The organism is Thermoanaerobacter sp. A7A (assembly GCF_000445185.1).
Lineage (GTDB): Bacteria > Bacillota > Thermoanaerobacteria > Thermoanaerobacterales > Thermoanaerobacteraceae > Thermoanaerobacter.
Genome location: NZ_AVAF01000114.1, coordinates 46,859 through 67,797 on the forward strand (window position 1 = coordinate 46,859; position 20,939 = coordinate 67,797).

16 protein-coding genes and 2 pseudogenes are annotated in these 20,939 nt (G+C 33.9%); 14 read left to right on the forward strand and 4 right to left on the reverse strand.

The features are described 5' to 3' along the window. Positions 1-87: 87 nt before the first annotated feature. The 5 genes and pseudogenes from M663_RS15405 to M663_RS15855 form a co-directional block, all read left to right on the forward strand. Positions 88-318: pseudogene (locus M663_RS15405) on the forward strand (lysophospholipid acyltransferase family protein); the annotation flags it as partial. A 121-nt stretch (positions 319-439) separates the two neighbouring features. Then, positions 440-770: pseudogene (locus tag M663_RS15410) on the forward strand (IS30 family transposase); the annotation flags it as partial. Between the two features lie 19 nt (positions 771-789). Next, positions 790-1,002: a hypothetical protein gene (locus M663_RS15845; RefSeq protein ID WP_337954493.1), complete on the forward strand. Its 213-nt coding sequence runs from the start codon at positions 790-792 to the stop codon at positions 1,000-1,002. After that, positions 999-1,913 (forward strand): amino acid permease, encoded by a 915-nt coding sequence (locus tag M663_RS15850; protein WP_337954494.1) that lies wholly within the window; start codon positions 999-1,001, stop codon positions 1,911-1,913. The genes M663_RS15845 and M663_RS15850 overlap by 4 nt, the downstream gene beginning before the upstream one ends. After that, the gene (locus M663_RS15855; RefSeq protein WP_337954495.1) at positions 1,876-2,433 is read left to right on the forward strand and encodes a hypothetical protein; all 558 of its coding nucleotides are present in this window, start codon (positions 1,876-1,878) and stop codon (positions 2,431-2,433) included. Before M663_RS15850 ends, M663_RS15855 begins: the two co-directional genes overlap by 38 nt. A 291-nt stretch (positions 2,434-2,724) precedes the next feature. Here the strand turns inward: M663_RS15855 and M663_RS0108075 are convergent, their stop codons facing one another. After that, positions 2,725-4,074 (reverse strand): SEC-C domain-containing protein, encoded by a 1,350-nt coding sequence (locus M663_RS0108075; RefSeq protein ID WP_029688558.1) that lies wholly within the window; start codon positions 4,072-4,074, stop codon positions 2,725-2,727. A gap of 214 nt (positions 4,075-4,288) precedes the next feature. Here M663_RS0108075 and M663_RS0108085 point away from each other — a divergent pair, with 214 nt between their 5' ends. The 3 genes from M663_RS0108085 to M663_RS0108095 all read left to right on the forward strand — a co-directional run bounded on the left by M663_RS0108085 (position 4,289) and on the right by M663_RS0108095 (position 6,828). Beyond that, a complete protein-coding gene (locus M663_RS0108085) occupies positions 4,289-4,729 on the forward strand; it encodes a MarR family transcriptional regulator (protein ID WP_029688559.1) in 441 nt (146 codons plus the stop codon). Positions 4,730-4,755: 26 nt separating this feature from the next. Then, positions 4,756-5,262: an ATP-binding cassette domain-containing protein gene (locus M663_RS0108090; RefSeq protein ID WP_029688560.1), complete on the forward strand. Its 507-nt coding sequence runs from the start codon at positions 4,756-4,758 to the stop codon at positions 5,260-5,262. Positions 5,263-5,379: 117 nt separating this feature from the next. Then, positions 5,380-6,828, forward strand: coding sequence for a DHA2 family efflux MFS transporter permease subunit (locus M663_RS0108095; protein ID WP_029688561.1), 1,449 nt, complete (start codon positions 5,380-5,382; stop codon positions 6,826-6,828). Between the two features lie 197 nt (positions 6,829-7,025). Here the strand turns inward: M663_RS0108095 and M663_RS0108100 are convergent, their stop codons facing one another. Genes M663_RS0108100 through M663_RS0108110 form a run of 3 tightly spaced genes read right to left on the reverse strand, consistent with a single transcriptional unit; the run spans position 7,026 to position 10,932 of the window. Beyond that, a complete protein-coding gene (locus M663_RS0108100; protein ID WP_029688562.1) occupies positions 7,026-8,237 on the reverse strand; it encodes a hypothetical protein in 1,212 nt (403 codons plus the stop codon). Next, positions 8,234-9,343, reverse strand: a complete 1,110-nt coding sequence (locus M663_RS0108105) for a DUF917 domain-containing protein (RefSeq protein ID WP_029688563.1) — start codon at positions 9,341-9,343, stop codon at positions 8,234-8,236. The genes M663_RS0108100 and M663_RS0108105 overlap by 4 nt, the downstream gene beginning before the upstream one ends. Before the next feature lie 8 nt (positions 9,344-9,351). Beyond that, positions 9,352-10,932, reverse strand: a complete 1,581-nt coding sequence (locus M663_RS0108110) for a sigma 54-interacting transcriptional regulator (RefSeq protein WP_029688564.1) — start codon at positions 10,930-10,932, stop codon at positions 9,352-9,354. 442 nt (positions 10,933-11,374) lie between these two features. On the opposite strand from M663_RS0108110, the gene M663_RS0108115 reads away from it, so the two are divergent. The 6 genes from M663_RS0108115 to M663_RS0108150 all read left to right on the forward strand — a co-directional run bounded on the left by M663_RS0108115 (position 11,375) and on the right by M663_RS0108150 (position 20,691). Continuing rightward, on the forward strand, positions 11,375-12,694 hold the full coding sequence (locus tag M663_RS0108115; RefSeq protein ID WP_029688565.1) for a cytosine permease: 1,320 nt from the start codon (positions 11,375-11,377) through the stop codon (positions 12,692-12,694). A gap of 83 nt (positions 12,695-12,777) precedes the next feature. Further along, complete coding sequence (locus tag M663_RS0108120) at positions 12,778-13,881, forward strand: DUF917 domain-containing protein (RefSeq protein ID WP_029688567.1); 1,104 nt, start codon at positions 12,778-12,780, stop codon at positions 13,879-13,881. Between the two features lie 16 nt (positions 13,882-13,897). After that, positions 13,898-15,448 (forward strand): hydantoinase/oxoprolinase family protein, encoded by a 1,551-nt coding sequence (locus M663_RS0108125; RefSeq protein WP_029688568.1) that lies wholly within the window; start codon positions 13,898-13,900, stop codon positions 15,446-15,448. Positions 15,449-15,668: 220 nt separating this feature from the next. After that, on the forward strand, positions 15,669-16,397 hold the full coding sequence (locus M663_RS0108130) for an aspartate/glutamate racemase family protein (RefSeq protein ID WP_029688569.1): 729 nt from the start codon (positions 15,669-15,671) through the stop codon (positions 16,395-16,397). 1,482 nt (positions 16,398-17,879) lie between these two features. Continuing rightward, complete coding sequence (locus M663_RS0108145; RefSeq protein WP_029688570.1) at positions 17,880-19,124, forward strand: PocR ligand-binding domain-containing protein; 1,245 nt, start codon at positions 17,880-17,882, stop codon at positions 19,122-19,124. Next, the gene (locus M663_RS0108150) at positions 19,099-20,691 is read left to right on the forward strand and encodes a response regulator (RefSeq protein WP_029688571.1); all 1,593 of its coding nucleotides are present in this window, start codon (positions 19,099-19,101) and stop codon (positions 20,689-20,691) included. Before M663_RS0108145 ends, M663_RS0108150 begins: the two co-directional genes overlap by 26 nt. Positions 20,692-20,939 lie beyond the last annotated feature (248 nt).

Here is a 20,939-nt window from a genome sequence, read left to right on the forward strand (position 1 = left end):
TTCATACCTATTTAAAATAACGTTTTTAAATATAATTTTAAAGCTTGTGGGTGTGCTTCCTGTAAAAGAAAAAAGCAAGATTTAAGGACATTAAAACGAGCAATAGATTTGCTAAAAAACGGCAATATAGTCGGCGTTTTTCCGGAAGGCGGGGTGAGCGTAAATGAAAATGTTAAAGAATTCAAACATGGTTTTGCTTTCCTTTCGGTTAAAACAAATGCACCTATCCTTCCTATAGCGATAATAGGGACGGAAAGAGTGCTTCCTCCAGGAAAATGGATTCCAAAAAGGGCAAAAGTTAAAATTTGCATTGGGTAACCCATATTTTTAGAAAAAGTAAATATAAAGGATAAAAAAGAAATTTACAGTTTTTTAGTAAATTATACAAGGGCAATGATTTTAAAGTTCATATCAAAATTTAGCACTCCTGTAATAAATTAAAATGTTGTAATATTTTCCGAAAATTGGGTATGAAGTATATAAGAAGAATAAAAAAAATTGCGAAGCAAAGTTCAAAATAGCCAAAGTAGAAAAATTTCTAAGATTTATAGAGGAAAAAATATTAAAAGACAAATGGTTGCCAGATGCAGTAGTAGGTTATTTGCAGAAGGAGTTCTGGATGAAAAAAAACAGTTTGTACTAAGACACTATATAATTACATAGATAAAGACTTGTTAAAAGTTCACAATATAGATTATTTATGTTTAAAAGTACGTTTAAGGCCGAAGAAGAAGGTAATAAGGAGGAATAAAAAGATTATGGGAGAAAGTTGTATTACTTTTTATTCTTATGATTTCATACAGTCAAACCATTGATAACTATCCAAACGGTGGTGGAGCCTTTATTGTTGCCAAGGACAATCTTGAAGTTTTAGCAGGAATCATTGCTGGTGCTGCCTTATCAGTTGATTATATACTTACTGTTGCTGTTTCTATATCATCTGGTGCTGATCAAATTGTAACTGCTATCAGTGTGTTAAGACCATATAAATTGGAGATATGATTGCTTTTAGTCTTATTATTGATGATAGGAAACTTAAGGGGAATAAGAGAATCTTCACGTATATTTGGTATTCCGGCTTATGCTTTTATGTTGGCGATAGTTTTCTAATAATCGCGGGATTTTTCAAGCTCAAAACTGGTTATATACCGCCTGAACCAAAAATAAATTATCCAATACACCCTGTTACAATGATTTTGCTTTTGAAAGCATTTGGAAGTGGATGTACTGCCTTAACAGATGTTGAGGCAGTTGCTAATGCTGTTCCCAACTTTAAAGAGCCTGCTACAAAACATGCAAAAATGGTTCTTATGCTTTTATCTTTGATAATTTTTATATTATTTGGTGGGACATCTTTACTGGCGACTTACTATCGAGTAAATCCCGAAAAAGGTGCAATGCTTGTTTTAATGGCTCAAGAAGTTTTTGGCAAAACTTTTATGTATTATTTCGTTGCTGCAACAACATTTATAATTCTTGTATTTGCTGCAAATACAGCTTTTGCAGGTTTTCCAATGCTTGTAGCTGTCATGGCAAAGGAAGAATTTGTTCCAAGACAACTAAGTATGAAAGGAGACCGATTGAGCTATTCAAATGGAATAATAATTCTTTCATTAATATCTGCTTTATTAATTGTCATTTTTAAAGGCAATGTTTCGGCCTTAATTGGTCTTTATGCTATTGGTGTATTTATATCATTTACATTGTCTCAAAGTGGCATGTTTGTAAGATGGCCCAAACATAAAGCACATAAAAGCTTTTATAAACGGGTTTGGAACTCTTACTCCCTTTGTTGTTGTCATTATAATTGCAATAACCAAATTCAAAGAAGGCGCTTGGATTGTTGTTCTTTTAATACCTGTACTTGTTCTTGCAATGGTAAAAGTAAAACTTCATTATATTGCTGTTGCTGACCAGCTCAGAATAACACCTGCTGATAAAGAATTGTTAGATATTGAACACAATATCTATAGAAATAGAGTAATTGTTCCAATAGAAAGTTTAAACAAAGCAAGTGTAAGAGCATTAAGGTTTGCAAGGACTATATCTGATAATGTAATTACATTCAATGTTTCTATAAGCGAGGAGCAAGCAAAGAAATTGCAAGAAAGATATAAAATGTTAAATTGTTCTATTCCTTTAGTTATCAGATACTCACCTTACAGAAAAATCATCGAACCACTTTTAGAATATATAAAGTCAGAAGAGTATAACTATCAAAAGGGAGATATAATAACTGTAATTATACCAAAATTTACTGCACCAAAGTGGTGGCAAAAGCTATTGCACAATCATACATGGTTGTTTATTGAAAAAGAGCTGTTAAAAGAAAAGCACATTGTTGTGTCTGTTATGCCCCTTCAACTAAAAGATGATGAAATTGTTTTGAAGAATAAAAAGCAATCTTTGTGGAATGTGTTAGAGAAAGATTAGATTTTTGTGATTATCAAGTATTTACAGATTTTAATATAAGAAAAATTAATGTGTTATCTTAGAAAGAGCAATGCCAGGGCAGTGGTTAATTGCTCTTTTTTAATTAACTTTTTAATTAAAAAGAAAAAGCTTAAAAGTTTTGCCACAGGCAGCTATTATCTCATCGAATAATAAAATTTAAAATGTTAACAAAAATAAGCTACCTTAAAACTTTAAAAAGCCTTTAAAGTAGCTTTATATTGATTCTTTTTGATTTATTTATAAATTCATAACATTTCTACACAACAAAAATCAAAAACCTTTTAATGCATTTACAATCGCATTCATATTATCATATATAATTGCTTTTTGTTCTTCGATTTTATTGTAAAGCTGTTTTAAGTATTGCACTTCTTCAAAATCCTTTGACTCTAAATAGGCTATATATTCATTAAAAAATTTTCTTGATAATAGCTGTTCTAGATTTTCTAAAATCATATTGCTATCATCTATTCTTTGAGGTAAAGTATTAACATAGTTAGATAGGGATATAACAAATCTTATCTTTATTAAACTAATCTGGAATGTTGTTGGTATAGTTAAAAATTCTAATATGTTTTGAAGCTTTTCTTTGAGGTCATTATCTTTTGTAGTTTTTTCTATTTTTACTATTTTGTCTAATATAGAAAAATACACTTTTTCTGCAACTATATCTTCATCAAAAATTTCATCTATCACTTCATCAAATATAAAATCAAAAACTTCTTGTTTCTCTATATTTTTCTTTTTAAAAAATTCAGCAGCTTTTGTAAGGAACTTTAAATAAAATATATAAAATACATAAAATGGTATTTCAATTTCCATTTCAGGGTCTAAAATATAATTTAAATCATCTTCCATTTCCATAAGCATATTGGCACTTAAATATTCGGCAAATATAGGATATTTATAGAATATTTCCATCACTTTCTCCTTCACTAAGTCATGAGGTAATTTTTCTGCATCATTTATAACTTTTTCTAATTCATCTTCTCCATCCACAAGGTCAAATTCCGTTGCTTCTAAGATAGGTGTTGTAAATATCTTATAAGTTTTATCTATAACTGCTATTGAAAGCCAGATAAAGATATTTTTCATTTCTTCTTCGTTAACTTTTTCTGTACGTAGATAATAGGCTAAATTCAATAAATAGTTTTCTAAAAAATATGTATTAGATATTTCATCTAAAACTCTTTCCATTTCTTCCTCATTATCAAGATCTACATTCATTATAAAAGTAACCGGGATCCTTAAGTCTTTCAACCCTTCATTTTTTCTGAATATGCTTACAATTTTTCTAAATAATTCTTCGGTTATTTCATCTTCATTTTCTTCATTAAGTTCTTCCGCCTGTCGTTTTCTTTCTTCCAATGATTCTATTAGTAATACTTTTAATTTTTCCACGTTTACAGCTTCATTTTTACCATCCAGCTTAATTCCATACATTACACTTAATATTCGTATAAATTCATAATCATAAGGTAAAAATACGTCATCTTTTTCCATTTCTTTTAAGAGGGTTTTCTCAATTTTTTCTATGTTAGGAAGACAGCATTTTTTATATTTTTTTCCACTTCCACAAATGCATTCATCATTTCTATCAATATCAAAAATTTTACTCATTTAACGCCCTCCAAATTGATTTTTACTTTCTTTTTATAGATTACCACACTGTTTTCTTCTTGTCTATTATTTTTAAGGATATTTATCTCATTGTTCACGCATTTATTTATATCTTTATCTATCATTTTTATAATAAAATGTTTACACCCTATTGACTTTGTAAAAATAATGTTATAATATAATTTGGAAACCAAAATATTAGGGAGGCAAATTGATGAAACTAGGGTATATAGACAATTTAGAAATGTTTTTACGAGAGATAAACCACATATTAAATTTATATACTCGAAGCTATCTCAACGAAAAAAATATAACGATGGCGAGGTTTTGGGTTATGAATAAGTTGTCGGCTGACAACCCAATAACCATGAAAGAATTGCAAAGAAGGTTGCTGCTAGCTCCCGCTACTCTGACAGGACTTGTTGACAATCTTGTAAGTGATGGGCTCGTTGAAAGATGGCGAGACGAAACTGACAGGAGGCTTGTTTATCTGAAATTAACCCAAGAAGGTGATAAACTATTAAAAGAGATTTTACAATATCGCACATCAATACTCGCAAATATTTTGAAAAAAATTGAGGGACTTGACGTAGAACGGCTAAACAGGGATTTGAGGTTAATTTGGAATCATTTGAAAGAATGTGAGACTTGCTAAATTTTAATTTGGAAGGAGGTGTTTGTATGCCTTTTTCTGTTGAAGTTAAAAATCTAAGGAAGTTTTTTGGAAAGTATGAGGCAGTTGCAGGTATAAGTTTTAACATAAACAAAGGAGAGGTTTTTGGCTTATTGGGACCTAATGGAGCAGGAAAAACAACTACAATTCGTATGATAACTACGCTTTTGTCTCCGACATCAGGCGAAATCAAAATAGAGGGAATAAATGTTATAAAAAATGGAGGTTATATTCGAAATTTAATAGGATATGTACCGCAAGCCTTATCAGCCGATTCAACTTTAACAGGGTATGAAAATCTTCTAATTGTTGCAAAATTATTGCGCTTACCTAAAAAAGAGAGAGAAGAAAGGATTAATCATATTCTTGACATATTAAATTTAAGTGAAGCAGCAAACAGGATTGTCAAAGAGTACTCTGGTGGTATGGTTAGAAAACTGGAAATCGGCCAGGCATTAATACATAAATCCTCTGAGTTATATTGTAGAACTTTTAAGAGGATATTTATTAAATAGTCCTATACCAAATGCAGGTTTGGATTGGCTAATAATAATATTCATAACTGCTATTTTGCAATTATGTGCCGCATTATTATATCCGAGAATCGTCACATGAGAAAGGGGATGCATGCTGTGAAAAAATTGGAATACAAATGGATTGCGCTTTCCTGCACTACAATAGGTGCTCTTTTTTCTGTTCTTAATGGAAGTATGCTTTTAATTGCTTTGCCTGATATTATGAACGCTTTACATGCTGATATGACTATAATCATGTGGATTGTCATGAGTTACATGCTTTCTATTACAATACTTGTACCGACAATAGGCAGAATTGCAGATATGATTGGAAGAAAGAAATTATATGTTACAGGTTTTGCGATATTTACTCTCAGTTCTTTACTATCTGGAATGTCAAATTCGGGTATTCAATTGCTTTTGTTTAGAATTATTCAATCTATTGGTGGCGCCTTAATGATGGCTAATAGTACAGTGATTGTAACAGACGCTTTTCCTAAAAACGAATTAGGGAAAGCTTTAGGTATAAACAGCATGGTTATAAGCATTGCAAATGTCATAGGACCTATTTTAGGAGGATTTTTGCTTAAATTTGGCTGGAGAAGCATCTTCTACATCAATGTGCCATTTGGGATTATTGGCACGCTGTGGGCAGCACTACAGCTTAGGGAAGTAGAGGCTCTTCCCGAACATCAAAAATTTGATTATGCTGGTACTTTAGTATTTACCGTTGCTATGATAATACTTTTAATTGTCCTGTCTTTTGGAGGATTTGCAGGATGGGGAAATCCACACATTATTACTCTCTTTGTTGTCTCAATAGCCTTGTTTGTTTTATTCGTTTATATTGAAAATACCGTAGACCAGCCAATGCTTGATTTGAATCTTTTTAAAACGAGAATATTAGCTTTTGCCTATACGAGTAATCTTCTAAACGGAATAGCAAGAGGAGCCGTTACTTTTCTTTTGATTTTTTATTTGCAGGGTATTAAAGCAATGGATCCATTGACTGCAGGTATTTTATTGACACCATTTGCTCTTGCAATGATGGTGGTTTCTCCAATTAGCGGTTGGCTATCTGATAGGTATGGGTCACGAGAGTTAAGTAGTATAGGGCTACTTATATCTGCAGTAGGACTTGTAGGTTTTATGGGAATAAATGCTATAACGTCAATTACAAAGTTAATACTGTGGATGGCTATAATGGGTTTTGGCTCCGGACTATTTATATCTCCTAATACCAATGCTATAATGAGTAATGTTCCGGTCGACAAAAGAGGAATAGCGGCAGGAGTAAGGACAATGATGAACAATGCCGGAACAGTAATAAGTATAGCATTAGCAATGGGAATAATTTCTTCAAGCATAGATCCACAAGCAATGCAAGCACTTTTTGTAGGAACCCAAGTTGGGGCAAAAGGGATAGCAGTTGCTCAATTTATTAAGGGCTTAAGGTCTACTTTTGGGATTTCTTTTGCAATAAGCTTGGTTGCAGCTTTTATATCCTATCTAAGAGGACCACAGCCCAAATGGGAATCAGAATATAGTGCTAATAAAAGAATGTAAGTAAGTTAAGATAATAAAAAACACCAGTAGCAGAAAGATGGATTGCAACGCAGAGAGAAAATATTGCTTTTGATAAAATCTAAGGAACCCTTTACAGCAGAGGGGTTCCTTACTTTTATAGCATAAGGCATTAGGAATATAGGAAAAAACCAGGTCACAAAATTGCAGAATACATAGAGAAGCCGCTAATGTAATAACTATAATTGCAATGAACTTGACTCTTTTAGACCCACTTTTAAGATTGTATGATTAAAAGTTAAATAACGAATAGGAGTTTCTTGATAAAAAACTACAGGCTTTTCCAGAAAATTATGCTTTTTATTAATAAGGTGTAAATTTTTTAATAAATTTTTTTTGTTTTCATATAGTTCTTCTTGTTTGCAGATGGTAAGAGATGTTAAAACCGCTGGAGCTGTAAGAAAACCGATATAACGGAGTAATTTTGAAAAAGCAAGCTGATAAAATCGGTATGGATAAGAATCAGAAAAATAGTAACTGGAAAAATTAAAAATAGGAATTATGCCCTGCACATTTTCAGGAAGGCGGTATTTAAGGCTGGCAAGTAAAGGTTGCACTGACGAGGCGCTAATGAAACTAAAAGGTGGAGATAATTCGCTGACTTCTAAAGAATTCTGCACTTGAAAAAGTTTAAATGTAGAACCGACTTTAAAAAGAGCTAAAGAATAACGGTAACCAAATAAAACGGCAGCACCTCGGGCTATTTGTAACAAAGGAGCAAATTCGTAAATTTTACCGCAAGTTTGTGGTAAAAAATCTTCGGTTAAGCAGACTGCTTCGTTTTCAACCCAATATATTCCTGGGGGGTAAGGAGCAAAAAAATCTCTAAGTTGCTTAAGATAAGGATATACTGTAACCATAAAATTATCAGCTATTAGCAAAGCTTTTTCTCGTTCATAAAAGCCAAGCTGGGGATAATCCTGAGATTTTAAGATTGTTGCCGAAGCGAGTTTTTTAAGTATACGAATAGCTTTGTCTTCTTTTTCAGGGTAGACTAGACCAAAAGGCGCAATGATGGAGATTACATTGGCTTTTTTAATCTGCTCTTTATTTTCTTCTAATTTTTGTAAAAGTTTTTCTGGGGTTACTTGAAAGATTGTTACTAGTTTTTGTAAATTTTGGGATTGGGTAAAAAAAGCACTAAATTGCTCTGGTACTAGGCGAAGATGAAAGATTGGCTTAATATCACTTTTTGCTGAAGAAGAAAGAGGTGGAGTAAAATAGACTTTAATTACATCTTTTCTAGATAAGCCTAGTATGGAAAGGCAGTGCTCTAATTCATCTAAAAAAGTCTGCCAAGAAAATTTTCCTTCATAAAGAAGGTACTTACCTGAGCCAGCGATAAGAGTTCCAGATTGACCATTCAAAAAAATTCCAAGTGTAAGTTTCAAGAAAATACCTCCTTTTTATGGTAGTAGTCCCAATATAGCTTTTCCAGCGGTACATAAATAGTTCGATAGCCAAAACATTGAGGGCCAACGACATCTAGAGCTTTGCTGATTCTGAGTCGAAGCGGTGCTGGAAGGCCCAGAAGTGCCAGCTGTTGTCCTTCATAAATTTCGTTGTTGTTTACTGGTTTAAGTTTATTTAAATCAATTGCAGAAATTAAATCAGGCACACTAGCAACCATATTACCGTTTTTAAAAGCGAGCAGATTTTCATATTGAAAAAGAAGTTGTAATTTTTCACCTTTTGGCGAAATTAATGTTGCAGCTTTCCATTTAGTAATTTCATATGTGGAGATGTTTGTTACGGTACCTTGGAAAATTTCCACTACTGGCCCGTAGAAAGAGTTAGAAGTTACTTCTAAAAGCAAGCTAAACAGTTCACGATAATTATCAGCTTGTAGAAAGCATTCACCTATTTCTCGAGCAAAAGTTAACGTGCCTGGAAGAAGGACTCTTTTTAGCACAGAACCAGGATAAGGAAAACCAGCAAAATAACCTACTCCTCCCTGCTGGGAAATAATCTGGCGAGTATTCAATTCTAAAAGGAAGGTATCTTGCTTATCAAGAAACAAATGCAAATTATAATTGCTGTCAATTAACACTAAAGGAGTAACAGTTAAATTTTCAAGATGATAGGTGGTCATTTGCAATTCGGGAAAAGCTCGCCCCATAGCATCACCATCAGTAACTGGTAAGCCTGTTTGAAGCGCAGTTAAGAGTGGGTAAAAAATATTAACCCCTGCTCCTTCAACGATTGAGATCCCCTTAAACTTAGCACCAGTATGTTTTTCTAACTCCTCAATAATAATACGTGCTTCCATTCCCGAAGGTAGGCTTTCTTCACTTAATTCCGGTGAGCCTAGAAGACCTACGCCGCAAAAAAAATTGTTTTCTGGCAATTCATCAAGGGTTAGTAATGGAATAGAACGGTTTTGTAAAGCTTTATACAGTACAGATGCCAAAAGTTCACTTTTCCCGCCACCACCCGAACCGAGGAAGATACTGCCATACCAAAGTGGTTCAATCCAATCAATGGTAATTTCTTGCATAGTTACACCTACCTTAGATGGTATTTTCTAAGCCAACGATAGAGAGTTGCCAGACTAATACCTAACTCTTGGGCAATTAACTTTTTGGACTGGGTAGAATTACCGTATTTAGCTAATAGAATTTCTAACTGATCTTTTAATTGATCGACCTGGATAATTGGATGGGTGGTTTTAACTTCACCAAACTGGGATTTACTAGAGGAAAAACCGTTTTGTAAGTACTTTGGTAGATAATGCAGAATAATTTTATCACCTTTACAAATAGAGACGGCGTAAGTAACTACGTTTTTTAATTCTCGTATATTTCCTGGCCAATTATAATTCTGAAGTATTTGAATAGCTTCGGGGCTAAAGACTTTAAATGGCTTATCTTGTTCAAGACAAACATTTTTTAAATAAAAATCCAAAAGCAGAGGTATATCATCTCGACGCTCACGTAGTGGTGGTATGAAAACTGGAAAAACATTTAAGCGGAAGAATAGGTCTTCTCTGAACAGTTTAGCATCAATTAATTCTTTTAAATCTTTATTAGTTGCCGCAATAATTCTTACATCAATTGGACGGGAAACAGTAGCTCCAATTCTTTCTACTTGTCGGTTCTCCAAAACCCGTAAAAGTTTTGCTTGTAATTGTAGAGGCATGTCACCAATTTCATCAAGAAAAATTGTTCCACCATTAGCAAGTTCAAATTTACCAGGCTTGCCGCCACGACGAGCACCTGTAAATGAGCCGTCTTCGTAGCCGAAAAGTTCGCTTTCAAGAAGGTTATCGGGAATTGCAGCACAGTTTATTGCAATAAAAGGATGGTTTTTCCGAGGACTTAAGTAGTGAATATAGCGGGCAAAGAGTTCTTTACCAGTGCCACTTTCACCTTGAAGTAGTACTGTGCTGTCGGTTACTGCGATTTGTCGTACAAGGTCTTTTATTTCTAAAAAACGAGGGTTTTTACCTGGAATAGTAAAAAAAGAATCGTCGTGAAAAAGGAATTTGTTTTCTTCCTGCTTGGTTGGTTCTGTTTTCCAGACTATCGAACCCGTTGTTATTCCATCTTTTGTAAAAATACGATAATAAAAGTTTCCCCATCTGGTTTTTATAAAACCTTCTGGCTCACCTGTCTGACTTACCTTTTCCCAAAGGGTAAAGGTAGAAAGTTGGATAGGCGAATGAGTTTGACTTAAAATTAGTTGTCCTTTATTGTCAAAAAGGAAAAACTCTATATTAAATTGATTTGCCAAAAATTGCAATGCTTCCGCGATTAACAAATTATCGGATTTTTGTTCAGGAATATATAACATTTCCAATACAGTCAAAAGAAATTTAACAAGGAATGCGGGTGTTAGCTTTAAATCTCTATCAATGTTTTTAGGCAATGCAACCACAAAAATATCTTCTTCTAGTTTAAAGGAAAGTATTAGCTCATAAGGGCAAGCAGTGCCTTCCGGGCAAGTGGGCGTACAGGGTGGTGCCCAAACACGATAGCCTGTTTTCGGAAGTGAAATAAATGAGAAACATTTTTCCGGAAGATTGGTCACAACGCCAAAAGTTTCTTTAAGAGAATCAATAAAAGAATCAATAAAAGCTTTTCTCATAAATTTTATCACCACTTAAAATGAAAAATTTTAATAGCCATGAGAAAACATGATAAAAAATGAGAAATTTTGAGAATAAATGAGAAAATAAAATAAAATATAAAAAATATAAGTTAATTTTTATTATATTTTAATTCAAAAGAAATTCTGCGTCAATAATTTTTTCTTAGCTATAAAATTTTTAAACGTTTTAATTTTGCTTACAATTGGCATTTTAAGATTAAGAAAATTTTTTTAACACATCTCACTTTTTGTTTTTTTACCTTTCAAAATGGAATTCTACTTATTATCAAGAACTTTCCCATCGTATAACTTTACACATCCTTAGTTAAAATCATAAAAGTTTGGCGAAGAAATTGGCATGATTTTTGCTAAACTATTGCTTCACAGAATTAACTTTTTAAACTTTAAAAAATTAACTTTTTAAAGAGGAGGAGTCAAAATGGCTTTTAAGACTGCTGATGACTATTCTTTAAGTCGTGTTCCATTAGATGCACGACGTCCTATGTGGGAGGTTTTCATGATTCGTTTTGGCAGTGTGGTTTGTTTGCCTTTACTTATGACTGGTGCCACTATAGGCTATGGCATGACAATGAAAGATGTAATTATTGCTACTTTATTGGGTGTTACAATTATGGAAATTGTCAGTTTTTTAACTGGGGTAGCTGGAGCTTTAGAAGGAATGTCTACTAGTTTTCTTTCTCGCTGGGCAGGCTTTGGTCAACTAGGTTCGAGTCTTATTGGACTTGTAATTTCAATTACGGCTACGGGTTGGTTTGGTATTCAAAATTCTGTTTTTGCTGAGGGACTTTATAGTGCTTTTAGGGGTAAGGTTAATATTCAGTTATTAATGCTTATAAGTGGTATTGCAATTACATTAATTGTAGTTTATGGTTATAAAATGCTTAGCTATACAGCAAATATTGCTGTTCCTGCTTTTATAGCCGGAGTATTGTGGGCTACATTTAAAATGTTAGGTAACTACAATATGAGCGAAATTCTTTCATCTCTCCCTCCGGGTCCGCATCTTACTATTGGTGTTGCTGCAACTATGATAGCGGGTGGCTTTATGGTAGGTTCGGTTATAACGCCTGATCTGAGTAGGTTTAACAGAAATGCCAAAGATGTTTTTTGGATGACTTTACTAAGTCTACTTTTAGGAGAAATATTACTAAACTTTATAGGAGCCACGATGGCACATGCAGCAAGTACAAGCGATGTTGTTAAGATAATGTATAATCTAGGTGGTTGGTTTGCTGCATTGTTGGTTATTTTTTCAACTATAAAAATTAATGATTTAAATCTTTATGCTGCTTCATTGGGTGTTACTAATTTTTTAGATGCTGCCTTTAATGTAAAAGTTAACCGAGGAATAGTTACATTGATTATTGGAATAATAGGAACAGCACTTTCTATGATGGGAATATTAGAGAAATTTACAAGTTTTTTGATGATATTAGGAATTGCAATACCACCTATTGCAGGAATCATGGTTGTTGATTATTTTATCTTAAGGCGTTTCAAAAAAGAACTTGAGGAAAGTCGTGCAGAGGGCAAATTACCGGAGATTGTGGAGCATATCAATCCTATTGCATTATTAGCTTGGTTAATTGGAGCTTTAATAGGTTATTATGTTCAGTGGGGTATTCCAGCATTAAATTCTTTAGTGGCTGCTGGTTTAGCACACTGGTTAATATCGAAAATGTGGGCTATAACCACAGGCCGTAAAATGATTCGTTTTGTAAAAGGTGAGAATGCATGAAAAGGATGGTAGTAAAATATAACTTTTTCAGGAAAATTTACAAAAAATCTATTAAAAATGTTTAAAAGGAGGTACAACAAAAAATGAAAAAGGATATAGAAAAAATTAAGAAAATCGATGTGCAAGTAGTCGAAGACATTGCGGTTGGAGCTGCTCTTCTCGGAACTGGGGGAGGAGGAGACCCTTATGTAGGCAAACTCATGGCTATTCAAGCTCTACAAAAAAATGGTCCAGTAGAACTTATTGATGTGGAGAATATACCCGATGATGCATTAGTTGTTCCTGTAGCAATGATGGGAGCGCCGACAGTATTAGTAGAAAAAGTACCATCAGGAAAAGAGATTTTCAAGGCTTTCGATAATCTTCAAAGTTTTCTTGGGAAGGAAGTATATGCGGTTCTTCCCATTGAAGCCGGAGGAGTTAATTCAATGATACCTATTATGGTTGCAGCTGAGAAGAAACTACCACTGGTAGACGTAGATGGCATGGGAAGGGCTTTCCCGGAGCTGCAAATGGTGACATATCACCTTTATGGAGTTTCTGCAACACCTATGGTTTTAGCAGATGAAAAAGGTAATTCTATACTTTTACACACAATCAGTAATTTCTGGACGGAAAGTCTTGCTAGAAATGCTACGGTAGTTATGGGTGGATCAGTTATGATAGCAATTTATCCGATGACTGGAAAAGATTTAAAACGAGCAGGAATAAGAAATGTTATTTCTTATTCGGTTCAAATTGGAAGAGTGATACGCGAAGCCCGCAAGAAAGGTGAAGATCCTATAGAGGCACTTTTAGAAGTGACAGGTGGATACATGCTTTTCAAAGGCAAAATTTCTGATGTGCAAAGGCGTACTACTGGTGGATTTGTCCGCGGGGAAGCTCATATTGATGGAATTGACCAATATAAAGGGGAAGCCATGACTATTAATTTCCAAAATGAAAATTTAATAGCTCGCCGCAATGGAAAAGTTGTAGCTACCGTACCTGACTTGATTTGTACCGTTGACGCCCATACAGCTTTACCTATAACCACCGAAGGATTACGTTATGGACAGAGAGTATTTATTATAGGAATTCCGTGTGATAAGAAGTGGAGAACTGAAAAAGGCATTGAAACTGTTGGTCCGCGTTACTTTGGATATGATGTTGATTATATACCTTTAGAAGAACTCAATAGAGGTTAAAAGGAGGTAGAAAAAGATGGAATATCGTATTGGAATTGATGTTGGTGGGACCAATACTGACGCAGTCTTAGTAAATGAAAATATGGAACTAATAGAGAGTGTTAAAGTACCGACTACTAAAGATGTTTCAAGCGGTATATTTGAAGCATTGAATAAGGTATTAGATAAAAGTAACATAGATCGCAAAAAGATAAAATATGCAATGTTAGGAACAACCCATGCTACAAATGCCATTGCTGAGCGCAAAAGGCTTTGTAAGACTGCAATTATTCGAATTGGTAAACCCGCAACCGAAGCAATTGCTCCGCTAGTTGGTTGGCCTAAGGATTTGGTTGAGGCGGTAGGGAATCATTATTACCTAATTGCCGGTGGAAATGAATTTGATGGCAGAGAAATAAGTCCACTAGATGAAGATGAGCTTGGTAAAATCGCCAAGGAAATTAAAGGCAAAGTAGAAAGTGTTGCGGTAATATCTGTATTTTCTCCGGTTAGCAATAAACATGAATTAAGAGCAAAAGAAATATTGCAAGAAGTTCTTGGGGAAATACCAATATCTCTATCTCATGAAATTGGTTCCCTTGGCCTACTTGAGAGGGAAAATGCTACTGTTTTAAACGCCGCTTTAGTTGAAGTTGCTCGGACAACTGCTAATAGTTTTAAAGATGCTTTGAAACGAGAAGGTCTTACAGAGGCTACCGTATATCTTTGTCAAAACGATGGAACTTTAATGTCGATTGATTATGCGATGCGTTATCCTATCTTAACAATTGCTTGTGGTCCTACAAACAGTATTCGTGGAGCAGCTTTTCTTAGTAAGCTAGAAAATGCATTAGTGCTTGACGTTGGTGGAACTACAAGTGACATTGGAGTTATTTCTCAGGGATTTCCTAGAGAATCTTCCATTGCAGTAGAAATTGGCGGGGTGCGGACAAACTTTAGAATGCCTGACTTAATTTCACTCGCACTTGGCGGTGGTACAATTATTCGTGAAGAGAACGGCGAAATTAAAGTAGGTCCTGAAAGTGTAGGGTATAGAATTACCGAAGAGGCTTTGGTATTTGGAGGGAAAACCATAACTGCTACTGACATTGCAGTTCGTTTAGGATTGGCAGAAGTAGGTTCTAAGGAAAAAGTAAAAGATATACCTTTAGAATTTGCTAAGCGAGCACATGCCAAAATGCAAGAAATGATTAATGAAGCCATTGACAAAATGAAAACCAGTAAAGAACCACAACCTCTTGTATTGGTTGGCGGAGGAAGTATTATTGTTGCCGATGAAGTACACGGTGTAAATGAAATAGTAAGGCCGAAAAATTTTGGAGTAGCCAATGCTTTAGGTGCTGCTATAGCTCAGGTTAGTGGTGAAATAGATCGCATTTATTCTTTGAGTGATATGAGCAGAGAGGCAGCATTAAACGATGCAAAGCAACGGGCAATAAATGAAGCAATAAAAGCAGGGGCTAATCCTGAATCAGTGGATGTTGTTTATGTTGAAGATATACCTTTAGCTTATCTTCCCGGAAATGCAGTTAGAATTAGAGTTAAAGCAGCAGGAAATTTAATTTAACAGACTTTAGTAATTTACTTCCATCTTCTATAAAATGGAGATGAATTAGAGTATAAATGGAAACCAAATCTGGGGAGGCATTTACCTTACGAGTAGTAGGCGAGCACGACATGAACTAGTGTCTGTGGAGGATGCGATAGCATTCTATGAAGCAGGGAGCCACTGCCTAATATAGATGGAAGGCAATTCATTTAATTTTAAAAAACAAGGAGGGTTACTTATGAAACTAAAAATTATTGTGCCAATTACTTCAGAGGTATTTAATGAGGAAGTTAAAAAGGAAATCAAACACTATGTAGATCCTGATGATTATGTTGATGTTGAAAATTTGAATTATGGTCCGGCGTCCATCGAGTGTGAATATGATGAAGCTATGGCTGTACCAGATATCTTAAATAAGGTAAAGAAAGCTCAAGAAGAAGGATTTGAGGGTATAGTTATTGATTGTTTTGGGGATCCGGGGGTACATGCTGCACGGGAACTTGTTGATATACCCGTTTGCGGTGGTTTTGAACCTTCTATGCAAATTGCTTTAGGACTTGGTCAAAACATTGGTGCTGTTACAGTTTTGCCCAATGTTATTCCAATGCTACACGATTTAGTTGCCAAGATGGGAATAGAAAAGCGAATAAAAGCACTACGATATGTTAACATTCCAGTATTAGATTTGGGCGATAAGAAAAAATTAGAAGATGCCTTATTCAAGGAAAGCTTAGATGCAATTCAAAAAGAAAATGTTCATGTTATTGTATTAGGTTGTACTGGCATGATGGGAGTGGCTAATAATCTAATGAACAGGTTAAAAGAAGCTGGTTATGATGTTCCAGTAATAGACCCGGCCTTTGCTGCGGTAAGAATGGTTAAAACTTATATACGCATGGGATTGAAGCATAGCCGGTTGACTTACATGACTCCTCCTGCAAAACCATATACTTGGTGGGGAAAATAGTAAAAAACTTTTGCTTATAATGGCCAGGTAAACTTTCCTTTTACATGCGTAAAAGATAAATTATATCATAAGATAAAAATATTACCAATTAGCTGGTTTTACATGTGGTTTATCGACTAAGACAAAAAAGAGAAGTACAAATGCTTTAAAAGCAGCACTAATATTTAGGTTAGTGAAATAATAACCAAACCAGCCCAAAGAGATTGCCAGAAGAGCAAATACGTAATCAAGCATTAAGTCCTATCCTATTGTCCAAGCAATAAGTTTTTTCATTAGCATATAGATGTAGTTATAGGTAGAACCTATAATTGGAAATATGTATGCCAATTCTGCATAGAAATTGCCGCAAAAGCACAAGCTAATCTTGCTAGAATATATGAGAGCACAACTGCAAGACAAAATTTTTCAGTTGTAGCAACACTAGTAATTACAAATATACCTGTATCTATAATTCTGCTTATTCCAATTACTATTAAGTCAATGGCACTTAAGACTTCTTTAATTTGGTTCTATAATAAATGTTGATGTAATCCCTAGCCACGTCAACATTTATATAGAACCGTTATTTTTATAATTTATAAACATAATAAACATATAAAATTTTTTGCGGGAATCTCACTATTAATAGAGAATTAAGCACTATAAACTAAAAAGATCTGACTGTGTAGATGAGAAGAGAAAGAAGAATAATGGAAGTGAGGTATATGCGACTACTTCTCATTACTAGCAGGGTGTGCACTTCGGCAAATGAAGCGAAGAATACTTCAATTTTCCACACTAAATTTTGCTCTTACTCTGCCGCGCTTGCTGCGCTATGTCCCTACCCCGATGTAGAAGTCAAGATTGTTGATGATCAAATAGAAGATATACCTTACCATGATCCTGTTAACCTCGTCGGGCTCACTGCTGAAACTCCTCATGCGCCAAGAGCTTATGAAATTGCTGAAGAGTTTCGACGCTGAGGGGTTCCCACTATCATGGGCTGAGCTCATGCAACACTTTTAGTGACTGCCGAAGGCCCTTGGTGTCAAGAAGGGTAAAAGACCGGTGATAGTTTATCCTTGATGCCAAAAGGGCTGGAAGCGGTATAATGAATTGAACGGTGGTGATAGAGAGAAATCAGATTCTAACCAGAGGAATTTTACACAAAAATTTGGACTTGACTATTTTTTATAAAGATTTTGATGTAAATAGAGAAGGAATTTGAGAATATGTGTAGAAATTAAAAATTTAAAAGTATAAAACAGTAGCTATTGCAGAGGAAGATTGTTAAAATTTAGACATTAAATAAAGTTATCAAAAGCTAAAAATTTTAATTGGTTTTCATTACATCAAAAAAGCTGCATCCTTTCTTTCTTGGAATATAGGTGTAAAATAAGAATGTATAATTATTTATCTTAGCAGAAGGGAAGAGAACACTGATGAATTTTGTGGTGTTTGCAATTTAGATAATACCTATTTTGAGGCGAGAAGGTGAGAAAAATGGGAGAAGTTAAGTTAAGAGATGTAATTGACGTAAAAAAAGCAGAAGAAATATTACAAAATTTCTCGGATGTTACAGGACTTGGTGCCATTATCGCAACACCAGATGGAGAAAGTATTACAAAACCTAGTAATTTTACAGAACATTGTTTACTCGTAAGAGATACTTTGCATGGAAAAAAAGGGTGTTTTAGATCTGATGCAGAATTAGGTAGGCTTTCTTTACAAAAAGGGGGGGTAGCTATTTCACTTTGCCATTGTGAGATAATTGACTTGGCAGCTCCATTACTGGTAGATGGGAAATGTTGGGGATATGTATTATGTGGACAAGTATTTTTATCTCCTCCTACAGAAGAAATGGTTAAAAGAGCAATAGATCGGGCAAAGAATTTCGGCATAGCTCCTGAAGTATATCTTGAAAAATTTTTAAAGATAAAAGTAGTGCCCCAAGATTACATTATAGCAGCTGGGAATATGCTCCAGATTATTGCTAGTTACTTAATAGAACTTGGCCTTAATAAACTTATGCAAGAAAAACTTCTTGAGGAAACTAAACGGAGGTCCGAATATGAAAATATTATTAAAAGTTTAGAGCTAAAAACTCTTCAGTCTCAAGTAAATCCTCATTTTTTATTCAATACCCTCAATACGGCTGCTCGATTAGCCTATTTAGAAAATGCGCCACGAACAGCGGAAATTATCTATTCTCTTGCTAGTCTTCTTAGGTATTCACTTCGAAATCTAGATCAACTTGTTGCCTTAAAAGAAGAGATATCGTACTTAAAACACTACCTTCATATCCAAGAAATAAGATATAAAGACCATATAAAATCGCAAATTGATGTTCCAACTGAAATCGAAAACGTACTTCTTCCGGTCATGAGTCTACAACCCATAGTAGAAAATGCTATAATTCACGGTCTGGAAGAAAAAGAAGAAGGGGGAGTAATTAATATAAAAGCTTATCAAAAGGATGAAACAATATTCATTGAAGTAAAGGACAATGGAGTGGGAATAGATAAGAAAATGCTTGAAGTAATTAAGAATGATATCGAAAAAGGTAAAGGACATACAACGGCACTAGGCCTACAAAATGTTGATAGACGAATAAAAATGTACTTTGGAAAAGAATATGGGTTAGAAATAAGGAGCGAAAAAGGAAATGGCACTTTAGTTGTTTTAAAAATACCGATAATTAAGAAAGAGGTGGGAAAATATAATGAAATACAAAGCAATGATTTGTGATGATGAGCCTTTAGAAAGAGAAGTACTTTCTATGATTGTTGATAAAACAGGTTTGCCAATTGAAGTAATATGCGATGCCAAAAATGGAAATGATGCAATTAATAAAGCTAAAGAATTTCAACCTGATATAATCTTTATGGATGTTAAAATGCCAGGAATTGACGGAATAACTGCTGCAAAGGAGATAATAACTTTTCTTCCCAACGTGAAGTTAATAATAATAACTGCTTATGATGAATTTGAATATCTCAAAGAAGCTTTAAAATTGGGTGTTATTGAATATCTTTTAAAACCTGTAACTCCAGAAGAGGTTGAGACGGTTGCCCGAAAAGTAATAGAAATCTTTGAGAATGAAAGGTTAAATGAAAAAAGAGAAGAAGAAACAAGGAAGATTATACAAGATATGAGTAAAATTATAAAAACAGGAATATTAGCGGCAAAAATTCTGGGGTGCTTTTTTGAAGAAGAAGTATCTGATATAGAAATGAAATATTTAGGAATACAATCACTCCCCAACTCCGTATTAATAATTGTTCCAGAAATTGAAACTCAAAGCAAAAAAATAATACACAATAAATATGCTGTGTACCATACAATTGAAAAAATTACAAGAAAACATTCAGACATTTTTGTACTTGCTTTAGGAGAAAAAATAGTTATTGGATTTAATGGTAGTAAATACGATAGATATGAGCTAGCAATTAAATTGAAAGAAGAAGTGGAAACAAAGACAGGAATTATTACTACAATTGGAATAAGTGATATAGGAGAATTTAATAATTTAAAAAAGTTATTTGAAGAAACAGATGAAATGGTGAAATTAGGAAAATTTTTTCTAGGAGAAGGAAATATAATAAAGAAGGAAGATATAGAAGTATTTCTAAAGCCTCACTTTGTTTCTTTAAATACCAAAAGGAAGCAAGAAGAAATGATAGAATTTTTACAATTAGGGGATAGTCAAAAAGCGCTCCAACTTCTAAAGGAGGTTGTAGGGGAAATTCTAACAACAACTAAAAACAATTTATTGGAATGCCAAATAAATCTTATAGAGATAATGATGAGAATAGTCAAAACAATAAGTGAAGTAGGAATGCTAACTGGTGAAGAAGGCAGAGTATTTCAATTTTGCTTTAGTCATTTGCAAAAACTTATGAGGACTCAAAATTATAGAGGTATTACCTTGTGGGCTACATCATTTTTAGAAGAAATTAGCGATCTTTTTGCTGGTGCCAAAAGGAATGAGAATAATATAGTCGAACGAGTAGTAAAGTATATAAATGAGAATTTTGAAAAAGAAATAAGGTTAAAAGAACTTTCTCAAACAATATATCTTAATCCTGAATATTTTAGTAGACTTTTTAAGAAAGAGGTTGGATGCACCTATGTTGAATATCTTACACGAATAAGAATTGAGGCAGCGAAAAAATATCTAGCTAATCCTTCGTTAACAATTTCTGAAATTGCAAGAAAGGTTGGCTATCAAGATGCTAATTATTTCAGTAAAGTATTTAAAAAAGTTGTTGGAATTTCTCCTAGTGAGTTTAGAAAATTGGCTCTTTGTCAATAGTTGGGGTGGGTATTTTTTCTGAATGCCAACCTTTAAATTTTATCACATAATATGGTAATGATTGTTAGTTATTAGTTATAATAAGAGAGAGAGAGAGAGTTAGAAGTATGAGTGGGTATTTATCCATGCTTTTCCATTCAGGCTCCATAATGATTGAAATATCTTTTGTTTACAAAAATATTTATGCCTTTTATCACTAAAAATAGCATTGGTTAGTTGTATAATTAAATGCAACAGATAAAAAAATA